Here is a 16628-nt window from a genome sequence, read left to right on the forward strand (position 1 = left end):
TAGATAAAAAACCCATTCACGTTGACACCGCACTTCGTTGTGCGAATAGTGACAGTGTCCGGCTTATGACCCTGTTCCGGGCGCACCGGTACGCTTGTCCGGCACTGAATGCCAAGCGTCGCGGGAGGGAGAATTCGGGCCGCTATTTACGGGAGTCGCTGTCGTTGGGGAACATAATCGGCGCTCCACCATCTGAACCAATTCACAATTGACCTTCTGGGAGGAACGAAATGAAAGTCAGCCTTTATAACCAACTTGTCCGCGCCGGGGCCACCCGCCGCGACGTGCTGAAGGGAGCGGCCAGCATGGCCGCCCTCGCGGCGGCCTCAAGCGCCGGACTTGGTGCGCTGACGCGCACGGCTGCGGCCGCCGACGACCTGCGTGCGCAGATCCTGCAGATCCCGGGTGTCGGCAAGGGTCAGCCGACCGATGCCGACTTCCAGCAGGTCGGCGAGCTTTGCCTTGGCGCCACCAAGGCCAATGTCAAGGAAGGCGAATTCGCCGGTGTCGAACTCACCTTCATGGGCCTCAACAACCAGAACCTGCACAATGTGCTGTTTCGCGGCTTCCTGAAGCCGTGGGAGACCTATACCGGCGCCAAGATCAACTGGATCGACCTGGCGCAGGCTGACTACAACGCCCGCCTGCAGCAGTCGATCGCGACCGGCACCGTCGATTTCGACATCATCGAAATGGGGGCACCGTTCGAAGGCGACGTCTGCGGCAAGGGTCTCACCTCCGAGATGCCGGACTGGGTCAAGGACCAGATCGACATGAAGGATGTCGTGGCCTATCTGCAGCCGCCGGTGGGCACATGGGACGGCAAGCAATATCGCGTGACCGTTGACGGCGACGCGCATAACTTCAACTACCGCACCGACGTGTTTGCCGATGCCGACCTCGCCAAGGCCTGGAAGGACGGCGGCGGAGAAGGCGAATGGGGCGTGCCGAAGACCTGGCAGCAGGTGCAGGCGGTGACGAAATTCCTCAAGGGCAAGCAGGTGAAGGGCCAGGATGTCTTTGGCTATCTCGATGCGCCCAAGCCCTGGGGCGGTTTCGGCTTTTATTTCCTCGGCAGCCGCGCCAGCGCCTACGCCAAGCATCCCGACGACAAGGCCTGGCTGTTCGATGCCGACACGATGAAGCCGCGCGTCAACAATCCGGCATGGGTGCGGGCGATCCAGGACGTCATCGATGCCCTGCCCTCCGAACCTGCCGACCAGATCAACGCCGACCCGAACACCACCGCCTTCCAGCAATTCTTGGCAGGCACCGGTTCGATGGTTACCTGGTGGGGCGACGTCGGTTCGAACGTCAAGACCAACGATTCCTCGGTCGTCGGCGACATCACCGGCTTCTCGATCCTGCCGGGCTCGGACGATGTCTACAACTCCAAGACCGGCCAGTGGGACAAGCTCGCCAGCGGCCCGAACCATGCACCGAACTGCGCCTATCTCGGCTGGGGCGTTTATGTCATGGCCCGCGTCGACAGCGACGAAAAGAAGAAGAAGGCGGCATGGTCTGCCGCTGCCCATCTCGGCGGCAAGGACCTGTCGCTCTGGTGCGCGGCCTATCCGTCGGGTTTCCAGCCCTATCGCAACTCGCATTTCAACATTCCGGAATGGGTGGCGGCGGGCTACGACGAGGCGTTCATCACCTCGTATCTGAAGTCGGAAGCCGACAGCTACAACCATCCGAACGCGGCGATCGAGCCGCGCATCCCCGGCATCTTCCAGTACTACAGCGCCGCCGAGGACATTTTGGCCAACACCTTTGCCGGCAAGATGAAGGCGCAGGAAGGCGCCGACGCCATCGCAGCCGCCTGGGAGAAGCTGACCGACCAGATCGGCCGCGACAAACAGGTCAAGCTCTACAAGGCCTCGCTCGGCATGTAGGCTGAGATAGTGAAACTGGTTCGGCGGCGCACAGCCGCCGGACCTCACCTTGACCGACTTGGCCTCGACCGGCTCGGCCGGTCATCGAGCCTCCTGTGAACGGGCAAGAACGCGTGGCTGACCGGACCCTGGCTGACCAGACTTTGTCGACAAGTGAATGGCCGGCAGGCGCCGTGCCATCCGACCTGATACCGCGGAGCCGCAAACGGCTTGGCTGGGCTCTGATGGCTGCTGCGACGCTCGGCCTTCTGGCGGTGATCGCACTGCAAATCCTCTACAAGAGCGAGGTCGACACTATCGGCTTCGAGACCTGGCGGCCGGTGGTCTACGCCTACGTGCTGTGGGGTGTCGCGCTCGGCATCGGCCAGGTACTGACGCGCGGCGAGGACGGCCAGCGCGCGATGTTCCTGCTGCCGGCGCTGCTGTTTACCATTGCCATGGTGATCTTCCCGACGCTGTTCGGCTTCTATATCGCGCTGACCGACTGGAACCTCAGTTCCTTCAGCGGACGGCAGTTCAACGGGCTCGACAATTTCTGGCAGATGCTGAACGACGCCTATTATCGCAACGCGCTGTTCAACATGGTGCTCTACGTGCTGGCGGTGTTCGTCGAATATGTCATCGCCTTTGGCCTGGCGCTGCTGCTCAACGCGCAGATCCGGGCGCGAAAATTCTTCCGCGTCGTCTTTCTCATGCCCCTGATGCTGTCACCGGTGGCGGTGTCGTGGATGATCGGCAAGTCGCTGATGGAATACCGCTTCGGGCCGGCCGCGACACTGGCGCGCCATCTCGGCTGGGAAAACCCGGCCTTCTTCTCCAACCCGATCACCGCCCGCATCTCGATCATGGTGCTCGACGCGTGGACGTTCATCCCGTTCATGATGATCATGCTGCTCGCCGGCCTGCAGGCGATGTCGCGCGAGGTGCTCGAGGCAGCGCGTGTCGATGGCGCGACTGCCTGGCAGACCTTCTGGCAGGTCACCTTCCCGCTGATGCTGCCGGTGTCGGTGACAGCGGTCATCCTGCGCATCATCTTCAAGCTGAAGCTCGCCGACATCATCATCACCGTCACCTCCGGCGGGCCGGGCGGCGCGACCGATTCGGTGTCCAGTTTCATCTACCGCGAATATCGCGACCGCTCGAACGTCGGCTACGGCACGATGCTGGCGATGGCCTATTTGATCATCATCATCGTGTTCGTGACCTGGCTGCTGAAGTTCGCCAGCCGCTTCGTGCGCAACGTCAACTGATCGGGCCGGCAAGATGAGCGTTCAAACCACCGACTTTGCCGCCTCCGAAATCCGCTCGCCGGCGGCGTTCTTCGCCAACCGCGTCTTCATCTACGGCGCCCTCATCTTCTGGGCTTTCATCTGCCTGTTCCCGATCTATTGGACGATAACCACCTCGTTCAAGACCGCGGTCGACGTCACCCAGGGCCATCTGATCCCGTTTGTCGACTTCAAACCCGACTGGAAGGGCTGGCGTTCGCTCGGCCTGTCGCCGGACTCGATCTTTCGGACATCGACTGTGCGCGACGAATTCATCAAGCGTTTCATGAATTCGGTCATCACTTCGGTCGGCGCGTCGACCCTCGCCATCGTCATCGGCAGCCTCGCCGCCTACGGGCTGACCCGCTATCGTTACAAGTTCGCCTGGTTCAGGAACGAGGACATTTCCTTCTTCTTCCTGTCTCAGCTGATCCTGCCGCCGGTGGTTTTGGCCCTGCCCTTCCTCGTGCTTTACCGCGAGGTCGGCCTGCTCGACACGCGCGTCGGGCTGATCCTGCTCTACACGCTGATGGTGCTGCCGATCGTCATCTGGATCATGCGCGACCAGTTCAACTCCATCCCGGTGGAGTTGGAGGAGGCAGCACTCGTCGACGGCCTGTCGATCTGGGGCGCCTTCTTGCGCATCGTCATGCCGATCGCGCTGCCGGGCATGGTCGCCGCCTTCATCCTGGCGATGGTGCTGTGCTGGAACGAGTATTTCTTCGCCGCGCTTTTGACCTCGACCGACGCAAAGACCATTCCTGTCATGGTGGCCAGCCAGACCGGCTCACAAGGCATCAACTGGTGGTCGATGGCAGCGCTTGCCACCGCCGCCATCACACCGCTCGCCGTCATCGGCATCGCGCTCGAGCGTTACCTGATCATGGGCATGACAGCGGGCGCGGTGAAATAACTGCGCCGGCTCTCCCTTCTCCCCTTGTTGTGGGAGAAGGGAAAAGCGCGCTAACCCGAAAGTGTTGCCCGCAAATGCTCGAGGATCATGGCAACCCCTTTTTGCCCCAATTCCGCCGAGGCTTCGGGCGCACTTGCCGTGTACCAGCCGGTGTTGTCGGCGAAGCGGCCGGCATCGACCGCTTCCGGGCACAGCGCCAGCATCAGTGACGTCTCGCCGGTGCCGGCATGGTCGAACGGGTACCGGCTGTGCATTGAAGCCGGCATCAGCGGATGCACCTGCACCCAGTTGAAGAAATTGCTGCCCTCGGCGTGCTCGGCATAATAGTCGGCCATCGCCGGAGCGCCCCACCAGCCTTCGCCACGTTCTTTCTCCAGGAAGCGGAAGATCGCCTGCCGGCCGGCAGCCTTGAAGGCGAGATCGGTCGGCATGCCGGCGGCAAAATTTTCGGTCTGGTGGTGAATGATGGCGTGGATGTTGCGGAAGCCGATGCGCAGCAGGCTGTAGAACAGTTCTTCCGCAAATGGCGCCAGCACATTGCCGCCGACCTGCACCGAACCACTGCCTTCCGGTGCTGCAACAGCATAGCTCGCCGCGCCGTAATGGAAGGGTGGCAGAATGACGATCTCTGCTTCTTTTTCGAACAGTTCCAAGCTCTTGACCACCGCCAGCGTGTCCATTCCGACGGCCATGTGCTCGCCGTGATATTCGAGCACACCGAGCGGCAACACGACCGGCCGGTTCTCGGCGATCGCCTTGCGGATCTGGTGCGGCAGCATCAATTCGTAGCGCATGACACCTACTCCATATTGGTGTGGCGGGCGCGCATCGCTCCCGGCGAGACGCCGGTCAGATCCCTGAGCTTCAGCACCATCACTTCGAAGAGGACGAACAGCGCGCCTTCGAAAACCGAGCCCATCGGCAGGACGGATGTCTTTTCAGGGTCCTGGTCGTCGGCCATGGTCTGAGCCGGGATAAGCAGTGTGAAGTCGGCCAGCTTCGCGGCAGTGCTGTCGGCTTGCGCGGTGAGCAGCAGGACTGTGGCACCGGCCTCGCGCGCGACCTGCATCAAGGTCAGCACCGTCGACGTCTCACCCGGGCCGGAACTTGCGAGGAAGACATCGCCCTCGCCCAGCGGCGGCGTGGTCATGTCGCCGACGACCGACACCGGCAGACCGAGATGGTAGAGCCGCATGGCAAAACCCTTGACCTGCAGCGCCTCGCGGCCGCAGCCATAGGTGACGATCTTTTTCGCGCCAGCCAGGATGGCGCAAGCGGCGTCGATGCGGCTTGCGTCGATACGCTCCAGCACGGTGCCAAGCTCGTTCAGCGCAATCCCAAACAGGTTTTCGCCGACGTCCGTCATGACATTTGCACCAGCTTGCAGGTGCCGGAGAACCACTTGAATATGTCAGTCACATCTGCCCCGAACAGCTTGTTTTCACTCATGCTATCACCGCGAAAATCGGTGTCCAACGACACACAGAGCTTTTGATGCGCCACAGCCGTGATAGTGTCACGGCAAATCGCAAATGAGGAAACGACGGCCTATGGAGACACGGCATTTCGACCGCATCGGCAATGGCGGCATCACCTTCACCGAGCTCGGCTTCGGCACTGCGCCGCTCGGCAATCTTTATCGCGCCGTATCCGATGAGGATGCCAATGCTACGCTGGAGGCGGCATGGCGGGTCGGCTGCCGCTACTACGATACCGCGCCGCTCTATGGGCTGGGCCTTGCCGAAACGCGGCTCAATCCGTTCCTGCGTTCGAAGAAGCGTGACGACTACGTGCTGTCCAGCAAAGTCGGGCGCATCATGCGCGCCTGCCCGCCGGAACAGCGCACCGGCATCGGCAAATTCTTCGACACCCCATCGCGCCGCGAGGTCTACGATTACAGCTATGACGGCGTCATGCGCTCCTTCGAAGCCTCGCTGGAACGGCTCGGCGTTGACCGCATCGACATCCTCTTCGTGCACGATGTCGACATCTTCACCCATGGCAGCAAGGAAGCCTCGGACCAGCGCATCCAGGAATTCATGAGCTCCGGCTATTACGGATTGCTGGCATTGCGCGACCAGGGCGTGATCAAGGCGTTCGGCGGCGGCATCAACGAGTGGCCGGTTGCCCAGACGCTGGCCGAGCGCGGCGATTTCGATCTGTTCCTGCTTGCCGGGCGTTACACGCTGCTGGAGCAGGAAGCGCTGCAGTCTTTCCTGCCGCTATGCCAGCAACGCGGCATCGGCATCGTTCTCGGCGGGCCGTACAATTCCGGCATCCTGGCAACCGGGCCGAAGCCCGGCGCCTACTACAATTATTCGGAGGCGCCGCAGGACATCATCGACCGCGTCACCCGCATCGAGGCCGTCTGCAAGCGCCACGGCGTGCGCCTGATCGAGGCGGCGCTGCAGTTCCCGCTGCTGCATCCTTCCGTCGTCTCGGTAATCCCCGGCGGCCAGCGGCCGGGCGAAGTCGAAAGCAATCGCTCGCTGCTCGACGCGAAACCGCCACCGGCGCTGTGGGCCGATCTCAAGACAGAAGGCTTGATGCGCGCGGATGCGCCGACGGCATAGTGCCGCCTTTCCAACGACGCTGCGGGCACAGAAAAGAAAAACCGGATATACCGGCTTTTCTTTTCTCTGAAAGACTTAAGGAGGCGCTTAGTTGACCGCGTCCTTGAGGCCCTTGCCGGCCGAGAACTTCGGCACGGTGCGCGCCGGGATCTTCACTTCCGCACCGGTCTGCGGATTGCGGCCGGTCGACGCGGCGCGTTGTGACACGGTGAAATTTCCGAAGCCGACAAGCCGGACATCGCCGCCCTTTTTCAGTTCGCCGGTGATGACGGAAAACACCGCATCAACCGCCGACTGCGCGTCACCCTTCGAAATACTCGCGGCATCGGCGACAGCGGACACCAGTTCGTTCTTGTTCATAAAAATTCCCTTCCATGAGAAAACCGGAACGCTCGACTCATCCGGCAGGAAACGGACTTTAGAAAGAAGCGCTCCGGCAACCAAGTCGAAAAGCGCCACGAAAGTTGAAAAAAGCCCGGAAATCCGGGGTTCTTCACATGAAAAAGCCGGGCTCAAGGCCCGGCTCTCTCTTTGTGCATTGCAACTTTAGCAAGAGCTAATGCGCCAGCGATTTACCAGCTTCGTCCCCGACATCGACCACGGCCGGCGCATTGACGGGTTCAACCCACTGGATCGGTTCCGGCATGCGCACCAGCGCATGGCGCAACACTTCGCCAACCCGTGAGACCGGAATGATCTCCATGCCGCTCTTCACGTTCTCCGGAATCTCCGCCAGATCCTTGGCGTTCTCTTCCGGGATCAGCACCTTCTTGATGCCGCCGCGAAGTGCGGCAAGCAGCTTCTCCTTGAGGCCGCCGATCGGCAGCACCCTGCCGCGCAGCGTGATCTCGCCGGTCATCGCCACATCGGCCTTGACCGGGATTCCGGTCAGCACCGAGACGATCGCCGTCGCCATCGCCACGCCAGCCGACGGTCCGTCCTTGGGCGTTGCGCCTTCCGGCACGTGGACGTGGATATCGCGCTTGTCGAACAGCGGCGGCTCGACGCCGAAATCGATGGCCCGCGAGCGGACATAGGACGCCGCCGCCGAAATCGATTCCTTCATCACGTCGCGCAGATTGCCGGTCACGGTCATGCGGCCCTTGCCGGGCATCATGACACCTTCCACCGTCAACAGCTCGCCGCCGACTTCCGTCCAGGCGAGCCCGGTGACCACGCCGACCTGATCGTCGCTCTCGACCTGGCCGAAGCGGAAGCGCGGAACACCAAGGTAATCGGCAAGATTATCCGCCGTGATGTCGATCGTCTTCTTCTTCGTCTTCAGGATCTCGGTCACCGCCTTGCGCCCGAGCTTCATCAGCTCGCGCTCCAGGCTCCTGACGCCCGCTTCACGGGTGTAGGTCTGGATGATGCCGCGGATCGCGTCCTCGCCGACGGAGAATTCCTTCGGCTGCAACGCGTGGTCGCGGATCACCTTGGGCATCAGGTGACGCTTGGCGATCTCGATCTTCTCGTCCTCGGTGTAGCCGGCGATACGGATGATCTCCATGCGGTCCATCAAGGGCGCAGGGATGTTCAGCGTGTTCGCCGTCGTCACGAACATCACGCTCGACAGGTCGTATTCGACCTCGAGGTAATGGTCCATGAACGTCGAGTTCTGCTCGGGATCGAGCACCTCGAGCAAAGCCGATGACGGATCGCCGCGGAAATCCTGGCCCATCTTGTCGATCTCGTCGAGCAGGAAGAGCGGGTTGGATTTCTTCGCCTTCTTCATCGACTGAATGACCTTGCCGGGCATCGAGCCGATATAGGTGCGGCGGTGACCGCGGATCTCGGCCTCGTCGCGCACGCCGCCCAGCGCCATGCGGATGAACTCGCGGCCGGTCGCCTTGGCGATCGACTTGCCAAGCGAGGTCTTGCCGACGCCGGGAGGTCCGACGAGGCACAGGATCGGCCCCTTCAGCTTCTTCTGGCGGCTCTGCACGGCGAGGTATTCGACGATGCGGTCCTTGACCTTGTCGAGGCCGAAATGGTCGGTATCGAGCACGTTCTGGGCAAAGGCCAGATCCTGCTTGACCTTGGAGTTCCTGCCCCACGGGATCGACAGCAGCCAGTCGAGATAGTTGCGCACGACGGTCGATTCAGCCGACATCGGCGACATCGTCCGCAGCTTCTTCAGTTCGGCTTCCGCCTTTTCGCGGGCCTCCTTGGAGAGCTTGGTCTTCTTGATGCGCGCCTCGATCTCGGCGGCCTCGTCGCGGCCGTCCTCGCCCTCGCCGAGCTCCTTCTGGATCGCCTTCATCTGCTCGTTGAGGTAGTATTCGCGCTGCGTCTTCTCCATCTGGCGCTTGACGCGCGAGCGGATACGCTTCTCCACCTGCAGCACCGAGATTTCGGCTTCCATGAAGCCCATCGCCTTTTCCAGCCGTTCCTTGACGGACAGCGTGGCGAGCATCTCCTGCTTCTCGGGGATCTTGATGGCAAGATGCGAAGCGACCGTGTCGGCGAGCTTGGAATAGTCGTCGATCTGGCTGGCGGCACCCACCACTTCGGGCGAGATCTTCTTGTTCAGCTTGACGTAGTTCTCGAAGTCGGTGACGACGGAACGGGCCAGCGCCTCGACCTCGACCTCTTCCTCCTCCGGTTCGACCAGCGCCGCAGCACGGGCTTCATGGAAATCGGGACGGTCGGTGAACGCGACGATTTTCGCGCGCGAGGCACCTTCGACCAGGACCTTCACGGTGCCGTCCGGCAGTTTCAGCAATTGCAGCACGTTGGCGAGCGTACCGATGTCAAAGATGGCATCGGGCTCCGGATCGTCGTCGGCGGCATTCATCTGGGTCGCAAGCAGGATCTGCTTTTCCTGACCCATCACTTCTTCCAGCGCCTTGATCGATTTTTCACGCCCGACAAAGAGCGGAACGATCATGTGCGGGAACACCACGATGTCGCGCAGTGGGAGGACTGCGAAGACGCCGTCGCTGGGAGCCTTGGATAATTTGGCCATTGTCCAACCTTTCATGTCGCGGCCGCCAATCGGCCAACCGCGAATCTCATATTAACGACCGGGGATCGTTCCGCCTACCACCGTTTGTGACGGGAGTTTTACAGCACAGAATTCGGCACCACGGCCTTCTGCCATTAGTTGGAGGCACAGGGGGTAAAGATCAAGGGTCAACACGGTCCGTCCCTCCAATCCGCAGCCATTAGGCGGCGCCACATGCGGTGTGCGACAGCAAAACGGCGCCCTGCGGCGCCGTTTCGGAAAAAAAATCCATTGCCGGCTCACGTCAGGCGCTGACGTTGCCCTTCTTTTCCTTCTGCTCGGAATAGATGTAGAGCGGCCGGGCGTTGCCTGACACCACCTCTTCCGAAATAACCACTTCGCGCACGCCTTCCAGCGCCGGCAGCTCGAACATGGTGTCGAGCAGGATCGCTTCCATGATCGAACGAAGGCCGCGCGCGCCGGTCTTGCGTTCGATGGCGCGCTTGGCGATCGCCGAGAGCGCGTTCTCGTGGAAGGTCAGGTCGACATTCTCCATCTCGAACAGCCGCTGATACTGCTTGACCAGCGCGTTCTTCGGCTCGGTCAGGATCTGGATCAGCGCCGGCTCGTCGAGGTCCTCCAGCGTCGCCAGGACAGGCAGACGGCCGACGAACTCTGGAATGAGGCCGAACTTCAAGAGATCCTCAGGCTCGACCAGGCGGAAAACATCGCCGGTGCGGCGATCCTCGGGCGAAGCGACGATGGCGCCGAAACCGATCGAGGTCTTCCTGCCGCGATCCGAGATGATCTTGTCCAGGCCGGCGAAAGCGCCACCGCAGATGAACAGGATGTTGGCGGTGTCGACCTGCAGGAATTCCTGCTGCGGATGCTTCCTGCCGCCCTGCGGCGGCACGGAGGCGACAGTGCCTTCCATGATCTTCAAAAGTGCCTGCTGCACGCCCTCGCCCGAGACGTCGCGGGTGATCGAGGGATTGTCCGACTTGCGCGAGATCTTGTCGATCTCGTCGATATAGACGATGCCGCGCTGGGCGCGCTCGACATTGTAGTCGGCCGACTGCAACAGCTTCAGGATGATGTTCTCGACATCCTCGCCGACATAGCCGGCCTCGGTCAGCGTCGTCGCGTCGGCCATGGTGAAGGGGACGTCGATGATGCGGGCCAGCGTCTGCGCCAGCAGCGTCTTGCCGCAGCCGGTCGGGCCGATCAGCAGGATGTTCGACTTCGCCAGTTCGACGTCGTTGTTCTTGCCGGCATGGGCGAGGCGCTTGTAGTGGTTGTGGACGGCCACCGACAGCACGCGCTTGGCGTAGGGCTGGCCGATGACGTAGTCGTCGAGAACCTTGAGGATTTCCTGCGGGGTCGGCACGCCCTCGCGCGACTTCACCATCGAGGTCTTGTTCTCCTCGCGGATGATGTCCATGCACAGTTCGACGCATTCGTCGCAGATGAACACCGTCGGCCCGGCGATCAGCTTGCGCACTTCGTGCTGGCTTTTGCCGCAAAACGAGCAATAAAGCGTGTTCTTGGAATCACCGCTGTTGTTGCCGACCTTGCTCATTTTCCTGTCCTTTCATGGCCGCCCGCCGATGGTCTGGTTGAAAGGGCGCATATTCAATCTATCGCGGGAATCCGCTGCCGCCAGTGCCCCGGCTCCCGCAACGCATTCCGTACGAAACACAAATCGGAAAACGGGGCAATGATTCGAACAACCCCACGCAAAGCTAAGCCGTCGAAAATCAACATAGCCTTAACGTAGGCAATTGCACCCGTCGAGGGAACAGCCAATTGTGGCCGAAATGCCGCAAGCTGCGCCAAAAGCGCGTGATCCCGCCACTCATTGCCACCGCAGGGCCACCGCGGGCCTATAAGGCAATACCTTCGACCGGCTCACGTGACGAAATGACCTTGTCGATGAGGCCGAAATCCCTGGCCTCGTCGGCAGTCATGAAATGGTCACGGTCGAGCGTTTTTTCAATCTCATCGTAGCTCTTGCCGGTGTGCTTGACGTAAACCTCGTTGAGGCGACGCTTCAGCTTGATGATGTCCTGGGCATGGCGCTCGATGTCGGAAGCCTGGCCCTGGAAGCCGCCGGAAGGCTGGTGGACCATGATGCGGGCGTTCGGCGTGGCAAAGCGCATGTCCTTGTGGCCCGCCGTCAAGAGCAGCGAGCCCATCGAGGCGGCCTGACCGATGCAGAGCGTCGACACGGCAGGCTTGATGAACTGCATGGTGTCATAGATCGCCATGCCGGAGGTGACGACGCCGCCGGGCGAGTTGATATAGAGGTTGATTTCCTTCTTCGGATTCTCCGCCTCGAGGAACAGCAGCTGCGCGCAGACCAGCGTCGCCATGCCATCCTCGACCGGGCCGGTGATGAAAATGATGCGCTCCTTGAGGAGCCGCGAGAAAATGTCGTAGGCCCGCTCGCCGCGATTGGTCTGTTCGACCACCATCGGAACGAGGTTCATGTAGGTTTCGACGGGGTTCTTCATGGACTATCCCTTTTTGATGATGGGATTCCGGCGCCGGAGATTTGCAATCGGGCAGAATCGGTTCTGGATCGTTATTGTGTAAATAGGATGCCGGCTCACCCTAGCGCAAGGCCGCCTCTCCTAGCCATCCGGTTAAGTCGAATCAAGGTTTCCAAACCAGTTTCGCCTGTCGCCGTGCCGGCAGCCCCTCTCCTGCCGTGGGAAGGGGCGCTCATGCTTGGCCGTTGTTTAGCAGTTTCTTAACCGCATCGCTTAACGAAAAGTGGTGAAACCGCTTTTTCCGGCCACGGCTTACCCTACAATTCAACGTTGAACTCGCTTCACGCAGTTCAAACAGGGGGAGTGCGATGATCAAGAAAGTTGCTTCCTTGGCCCTTACCGGCATCAGCGTTCTCGGCATGGCGTCCGAAACGGCTGCCGGCGGACGCTCGGTCGAATGCTACGAGCAGGTTAACCGGCCGGCCGTCTACGACACCGTCTACGAGGATGTGCTCGTCAGCCCAGCCGGCCAGCAGGTGCAGTATGAAGCGCCGATCTACGGGACGCGTGAGCGCGTGGTGCAGATCGCGCCGGCGCGCGTTAGCTACGAGACCGTGCCCGCCATCACCCGCACCATCTACCGGTCCGTGAGGGTCAATGACGGCGGCTATTCCTGGGAATGGCGCATCATCAATGGCCGCAAGGTGCTGTGCAAGGTCAGGCACAAGGCGCGCTATGAACGCATGGCCGAGATCGTCGTGGTTGAGCCGGAACGCCGGCGGCGCGTTGTCCTCCCCGCCGAATACGAGAGCGTCGCCGAAGAGGTTCTCGTGCGGCCGGAGCAACGGCGCATCATCGACATTCCGGCGTCCTATCAGACAGTGGCCCGCCGCGTGGTGGTCAGGGAGGGCTCATCCAGCTGGCGCCGCGTGCATATTCCGAGGCATTGCCAGTATTAGCGCTCAGGCCACCTCCGCCCTGAGCCATTTCTTCAGGCCGTCGACATCGCCGTTGCCGACGTAGGCCGCAACCCTTCTGCCGACTGCCGCGCCGAACTTGTAGCCGTGGCCGGAGCAGGCCGAGACGACCAGGCATCTGCCTTTCTGGTGAGCCAGGAATTTCTCGTCGGCGGTGAAGGTGTAGGCGCAGGTGACCACCTCGGTGACCTTATACTCCTCGATATGGGCAATCGGCGGTGAAAACAGGTTGCGGATCGCCTCGCCCTCGCCCGGCACCGGCTGACGGTTCCAGTCTGCATCGCTGGTCGGCACCCTGTGCAGGCCCGAGCCGAATTTCATGCCGGCGCCGCCTGTCGGCGGGATGGCGTAGCCGTCGACAGTGCCGCCGATGTTGAGGACGACCGGTGCTGCCTGCCAGACCGCTTTCAGGTCCGCCGGCGGTTCGACATAGGCGAGCGCGGTGCGCCAGGTTTTCAGCTCGCCATCCAGCTCCGGGAACAGTTTTAGCACCCAGGCGCCGGCAGCGACGACGATCCGGTCGGCCTGCATCGTTTCGCCGCCCGCCAGCACGACATGCCCGGCCTCGGCGTCGATCTCGACCACCTTGCTGTTCTCATAGACATTGGCGCCGTTCGCGCGCAGCCACCTGGCGAGGCCGGCAGCGATCTTGCGGCAGTGCAGCGCGCCGCCGTCCGGCGAAAAATACGCATAGCGGAATGAACCAGGTTCTAGGAACGGCCAGCGTTCGACCGCGGCATCCGGCTCGAACAATTCGAACGGGTAGTTCCCGGCTTCCATGCCTTCTCGGTATTCCTCGGCCTCGTCTCCCGGCTGGCGCGAAATGCAGATGAAGCCGCGCGGATCGAGATGGCTTTCACCGAGATCGGCCCACATCTCATCCCAGGCTTCATAGGCTTCGGTGATCAGCCGGCCGTAGCCCGTTCCGGCCCGGTAGGCGCGGCGGATGATGCGATGATGGTCGCCGGAGGCGGCGAGCGGATTGGGGATCGGTCCCTGCTCGACGATCGAGACGAGGTGCCCGGCCTTGACCAGCGACCAGGCCGTGGAAAGCCCGGCAATGCCTGCACCGACCACGATCACATTCATGAAAACCGTCCTTCCGCAACCGCTTCGGCGGCTCACCTCACGGGAGGGCCAACATACGGTCTGGCACCAGACTGGCAAGCCGCGCTAATGATCTGGCATGACCGAATTGAAGCCGCCCTATCTTGCCTTTGATCCAGCCTCCCGCCGCCTGCGGCTCGATCCGCACGAACCGGCTTTTTTCCAGGACCCATATGAAGCCTACGCCTTCCTGCATGGCGCATCGAACGCCTTCTTCTGGGAAGAATTTGGTTTCTGGTGTTTTGGCGGCTTCGACGACGTCAACCGACTGCTGCGCGATCGCCGCTTCGGCCGCCAGAACCCGGCCGGCATTCCGGACAGCCGGGGCATCGGCCAGGACCGCACGCATCTCAGCGCCTTCGACGGTGTCGAGGCCAATTCGATGCTGGAGTTGGAGCCGCCCGTCCACACACGGCTCAGAACGCTGGTCAACCGCGCCTTCGTCTCGCGCCAGGTCGAGCGGCTCAGGCCGCGCGTCGAGACGTTGGCCAACGAACTGATCGACCGTTTCGAACCAGGGGAAGTCGACCTGCTGACGGCCTTCGCCGCTCCCTTGCCGATCACCATCATTGCCGAGATGCTAGGCGTGCCGGTCGAGATGGGGCCGCAGCTGCTCGACTGGTCGCATCGGATGGTCGCCATGTACATGCATGGCCGCACCCGCGAGACGGAGGACACGGCCAATCGCGCCGCGCGCGACTTTTCCGATTTTCTGCGCGGCTACGTCGCCGAGCGGCGAAAGAGGCCGGGCGAGGATCTTCTGTCGCTGCTGATTGGGGCACAGGAGGACGGTCAGAAACTGTCGGAGGACGAGCTGGTATCCTCGGCCATCCTTTTGCTCAATGCCGGCCATGAGGCAACTGTCCACCAGACCGGCAATGCGGTGCGCTCGATCCTTGCGCAAGGCGGCGACCCGCGCCGCTTCTTCGCCTCACCGGAAGCAACAGCCGCGACGGTCGAAGAGTGCCTGCGCTTCGACGCGCCGCTGCACATGTTCACGCGCTATGCCTATCAGGAGGTCGAGGCCGGGCCGGGGATCATCGTCCAGCCTGGCGAGACGATCGGGCTGTTGCTCGGCATGGCCAATCGCGACCCTACTGCGTTTGCCGAGCCCCTCGCCTTCAGGCCGGACCGTGCCGACCAGAAGAACGTATCGTTCGGCGCCGGCATCCATTTCTGCATCGGCGCGCCGCTCGCCCGGCTCGAACTGCGGGTGTCGCTGAAAACCTTGTTCGACCGGCTACCGCAGCTGCATCTTGCCGAACAGCCGCGCTTCCGCGACACCTATCATTTCCACGGCCTGGAAACGCTCGCCGTCAGAATCTGAGGACGGCTTCCGACGACAGGCTTCGAAAGCCTGCTCCGGCGAATTCCGGTCAAATAGGTAACATCTCAAGGTCGCGAGTGCCAAATAATCGCTGCTCGAACGATGAAGCTACCGGAAGCAGGACCTCACACTGACAATCCCGGATGCCGACAGAAATTCGCTCATGAAGCTTAAAGAGAGACCGGATTTGACTCTGTTAGAGTCGTCTCGCGGACGATATCGAGGAAGGCCTTCAGCACCGGCGAGGGTTGTTCATGCCGGTAGATGATTGAAGTGTCGATGGACAAGGTTCGTCCCTGGATGGGGCGATAAACGACGCCGTGCCGGCGCAAATTTTGCAGACAAGCGGGCAGCAACGAGACGCCCAGCCCGACGGATACAAGTCCGATGATTGTCTGCTTCGGCGTTGCTTCTCGAACGATCCTCGGGCTGAACCCGGATGAACGGCACAGCCCGACGATCTCGTCATAGAGGGATGGATTGATGCTGCGCGGGAACTGAATCAACGCTTCGGAGGCCAGGTCGGCCAGCGCGACCTCTGCTTCCGAGGCCAACCGATGCGTTTCCGGCAAGGCCACGATCAGGGGTTCGACCAGTATGCTTTCGACATTCAATGCGTTGTGAACGACGGGAGGATGAACAAAACCGATATCGAGCTGGCGTTCGGCCACAGCCCTGACTTGATTGGGAATGCGCAGGTCGGTCAGGCTCAACTCGACCTCGGGATAGCGCTTGGTGAAGCGTTGGACGACAGAAGGCACCACGCTGTAGATAGCCGCGTCGATGAATCCGACAGCAAGATGGCCGGTTTCGCCACGATCGGCTTTGCGAGCAAGCTCCACCGCCTGCTCTGTCTGCTGAAGCACGGCCCTAACCTCATCAAGGAACACACGCCCCGCCGCAGTCAGTTCGACTTTGCGCTTGGTGCGTTCCAGCAAGCGCACACCCATCGCCTGTTCCAGTTGCTGGATCTGCTTTGTCAGGGGCGGCTGTGAGATATGCAAGCGCGCTGCCGCGCGCCCGAAATGCAGCTCTTCGGCGACGGCCATGAAGGACTGCATCAGCTTGTGGTTCATCTTCAGCCTTCCATGGCTCAAACGATATTGGACGGAAAGTATCGGAATCTGCA

The 16628-nt window shown here is 61.7% G+C and carries 14 protein-coding genes; 6 read left to right on the forward strand and 8 right to left on the reverse strand.

The annotated features are described in order from the left end of the window. Positions 1-230 precede the first annotated feature (230 nt). From NKJ32_RS13835 to NKJ32_RS13845, 3 genes are all read left to right on the forward strand, one after another. A complete protein-coding gene (locus NKJ32_RS13835; RefSeq protein ID WP_023674663.1) occupies positions 231-1895 on the forward strand; it encodes an ABC transporter substrate-binding protein in 1665 nt (554 codons plus the stop codon). A 128-nt stretch (positions 1896-2023) separates the two neighbouring features. Further along, positions 2024-3145: a carbohydrate ABC transporter permease gene (locus NKJ32_RS13840; protein ID WP_352827921.1), complete on the forward strand. Its 1122-nt coding sequence runs from the start codon at positions 2024-2026 to the stop codon at positions 3143-3145. 13 nt (positions 3146-3158) lie between these two features. Further along, positions 3159-4076, forward strand: coding sequence for a carbohydrate ABC transporter permease (locus tag NKJ32_RS13845; RefSeq protein WP_352456619.1), 918 nt, complete (start codon positions 3159-3161; stop codon positions 4074-4076). 50 nt (positions 4077-4126) lie between these two features. Here NKJ32_RS13845 and NKJ32_RS13850 read toward each other — a convergent pair whose 3' ends face one another. Further along, complete coding sequence (locus tag NKJ32_RS13850) at positions 4127-4870, reverse strand: creatininase family protein (RefSeq protein WP_352646520.1); 744 nt, start codon at positions 4868-4870, stop codon at positions 4127-4129. A gap of 5 nt (positions 4871-4875) precedes the next feature. Continuing rightward, positions 4876-5442: a 6-phospho-3-hexuloisomerase gene (gene hxlB, locus NKJ32_RS13855; RefSeq protein ID WP_352827835.1), complete on the reverse strand. Its 567-nt coding sequence runs from the start codon at positions 5440-5442 to the stop codon at positions 4876-4878. Between the two features lie 184 nt (positions 5443-5626). On the opposite strand from hxlB, the gene NKJ32_RS13860 reads away from it, so the two are divergent. Next, positions 5627-6649, forward strand: a complete 1023-nt coding sequence (locus tag NKJ32_RS13860) for an aldo/keto reductase (RefSeq protein WP_352827838.1) — start codon at positions 5627-5629, stop codon at positions 6647-6649. A gap of 87 nt (positions 6650-6736) precedes the next feature. On the opposite strand, the gene NKJ32_RS13865 is transcribed toward NKJ32_RS13860, so the two are convergent. The 4 genes from NKJ32_RS13865 to NKJ32_RS13880 all read right to left on the reverse strand — a co-directional run bounded on the left by NKJ32_RS13865 (position 6737) and on the right by NKJ32_RS13880 (position 12109). Beyond that, positions 6737-7009, reverse strand: a complete 273-nt coding sequence (locus NKJ32_RS13865; protein WP_023674657.1) for an HU family DNA-binding protein — start codon at positions 7007-7009, stop codon at positions 6737-6739. A 196-nt stretch (positions 7010-7205) separates the two neighbouring features. After that, a complete protein-coding gene (lon, locus tag NKJ32_RS13870; RefSeq protein ID WP_352827841.1) occupies positions 7206-9617 on the reverse strand; it encodes an endopeptidase La in 2412 nt (803 codons plus the stop codon). A 283-nt stretch (positions 9618-9900) separates the two neighbouring features. Continuing rightward, positions 9901-11175 (reverse strand): ATP-dependent Clp protease ATP-binding subunit ClpX, encoded by a 1275-nt coding sequence (clpX, locus tag NKJ32_RS13875; protein ID WP_006332719.1) that lies wholly within the window; start codon positions 11173-11175, stop codon positions 9901-9903. A 304-nt stretch (positions 11176-11479) separates the two neighbouring features. Beyond that, positions 11480-12109: an ATP-dependent Clp protease proteolytic subunit gene (locus NKJ32_RS13880; RefSeq protein ID WP_023674655.1), complete on the reverse strand. Its 630-nt coding sequence runs from the start codon at positions 12107-12109 to the stop codon at positions 11480-11482. A 347-nt stretch (positions 12110-12456) separates the two neighbouring features. Between NKJ32_RS13880 and NKJ32_RS13885 the strand changes: the two genes are divergently transcribed. Beyond that, entirely contained in the window at positions 12457-13047 is a 591-nt protein-coding gene (locus NKJ32_RS13885) for a hypothetical protein (protein WP_023674654.1), read from the forward strand. Positions 13048-13050: 3 nt separating this feature from the next. Here NKJ32_RS13885 and NKJ32_RS13890 read toward each other — a convergent pair whose 3' ends face one another. Continuing rightward, positions 13051-14154, reverse strand: a complete 1104-nt coding sequence (locus tag NKJ32_RS13890) for an NAD(P)/FAD-dependent oxidoreductase (protein ID WP_352827844.1) — start codon at positions 14152-14154, stop codon at positions 13051-13053. Positions 14155-14251: 97 nt separating this feature from the next. Between NKJ32_RS13890 and NKJ32_RS13895 the strand changes: the two genes are divergently transcribed. Next, positions 14252-15499, forward strand: a complete 1248-nt coding sequence (locus NKJ32_RS13895) for a cytochrome P450 (RefSeq protein ID WP_352827847.1) — start codon at positions 14252-14254, stop codon at positions 15497-15499. A 170-nt stretch (positions 15500-15669) separates the two neighbouring features. Here the strand turns inward: NKJ32_RS13895 and NKJ32_RS13900 are convergent, their stop codons facing one another. Continuing rightward, positions 15670-16575 (reverse strand): LysR family transcriptional regulator, encoded by a 906-nt coding sequence (locus NKJ32_RS13900; RefSeq protein WP_352827849.1) that lies wholly within the window; start codon positions 16573-16575, stop codon positions 15670-15672. Between the last annotated feature and the right edge of the window lie 53 nt (positions 16576-16628).

The sequence above is a fragment of the Mesorhizobium sp. M0159 genome, assembly GCF_040322295.1.
Classification (GTDB): domain Bacteria; phylum Pseudomonadota; class Alphaproteobacteria; order Rhizobiales; family Rhizobiaceae; genus Mesorhizobium.